The organism is Streptomyces cavernae, from assembly GCF_004023625.1.
Lineage (GTDB): Bacteria > Actinomycetota > Actinomycetes > Streptomycetales > Streptomycetaceae > Streptomyces > Streptomyces cavernae.
On record NZ_RPDJ01000126.1, the window covers coordinates 1 to 1,164 of the forward strand.

General features: G+C 68.8%; 2 protein-coding genes and 1 pseudogene. 1 reads left to right on the plus strand and 2 read right to left on the minus strand.

What is annotated here, in order from left to right; translation table 11 throughout:
- On the plus strand, positions 1-277 hold a 277-nt coding region (locus EF387_RS46445; RefSeq protein WP_238432109.1), incomplete at its 5' end, for a hypothetical protein.
- A gap of 45 nt (positions 278-322) precedes the next feature.
- Here EF387_RS46445 and EF387_RS50395 read toward each other — a convergent pair.
- Together EF387_RS50395 and EF387_RS46455 are read right to left on the minus strand one after the other, a co-directional pair.
- Positions 323-616 (minus strand): hypothetical protein, encoded by a 294-nt coding sequence (locus tag EF387_RS50395; RefSeq protein ID WP_420802717.1) that lies wholly within the window; start codon positions 614-616, stop codon positions 323-325.
- Between the two features lie 421 nt (positions 617-1,037).
- Positions 1,038-1,164 (minus strand): annotated as a pseudogene (locus EF387_RS46455) (transposase); the annotation flags it as partial.

Consider the following 1,164-nt stretch of genomic DNA (forward strand, 5'->3'; position numbering starts at 1 on the left):
TCTCGGTTGGCTTCGCAACCCCGAGCTACCAAGAGGCCCTGCCGTCATGCCCGCAGCCGGCGGCAACCACCCGATCGAGCACCCCGTTCGACGTGCAGCCCTCAAGATCGGAACGACAACAGCTACTCAGGGGCTAGCCGAACGAGCACTGAACCATGGCCGCTTCCACATCACTATTTACGAGCCTGGAATGCTGAGGCCCCTGCTTGCACAGTTCATCAGCGCCGCTCGTGAAGCACTGGACGATGACGGGACAATGCCCGATATCGAGCGCTGAAGGGCCCCGACGCTCGGGGCCCTTGTGGTCACAGAGAGGGAGCCGCTAGGCCGTGTCGCCTTCCTCCTCCAGCGCCTTTGTGATCTTCGCGTTGGCCGCTTCCCGTCCGTCGATGCAGCCGTGGATCACCTCCGGCGAGTTGCCGACCCGCCGGGCCACCTCAGTGATGGGCAGCCCAGCGTTCAGCCACCGCGTGATGCACGCGTGCCGCAGGTCGTACGGGCGCCCGGCCAACGGCAAGTCGATGCGCTCGGGCGGTAGGGCGTACTCCCGCGCTTCCTCCCAGACCCGCCAGTAGGTTGAAGAGCCGACCACTCCCCCGCGCTCATTGCCGAACACCCGCCCTTCCTTGGCGGTCCCGAAGTCCTTCAGGTGGGCCCCGGAGGATCGCGACCAGGACCGGCGGGATAGGGACCGGCCGGTCGGTGGACGCCTCCCACGCCTTCAGCCCCCGGCGGTCGTGCCGCTCCCCGGAGTCCGTCCACTGCTTGCGGGAGACGGGGCGTGTTTCCGGCAGCGTCAGCGTGCCCCAGCCCTTCTCTCGCAGGTGGCAGTCCGACAGCCGTAGCCCGACCGCCTCAGCGGGCCGGAGCCCCGCGTAGTACAGGACCGCATAGAAGGCCACCAAGCGCCGCCCATGGCAGCGGTCCCACGAACCGACGTAGGAGACGGACGTGAGCAACTGCCGGGCCTCTACGGCGTTCACCAGGACGCGCGGGTCCACCACGCCATTGGAGCCGACGCGCTTCCGGCGGGTCCTGTGGGCGTCGGAGACGACCAGCTGGACACCGGACAGGCCGCGGGCGATCAGCGAGCGCAGAAACGCCAGCCAGCCGGCGCCGTCCTCGGCGGTGGCGACGTCCAGTCCGAGGATCTCGCGGTGGCCG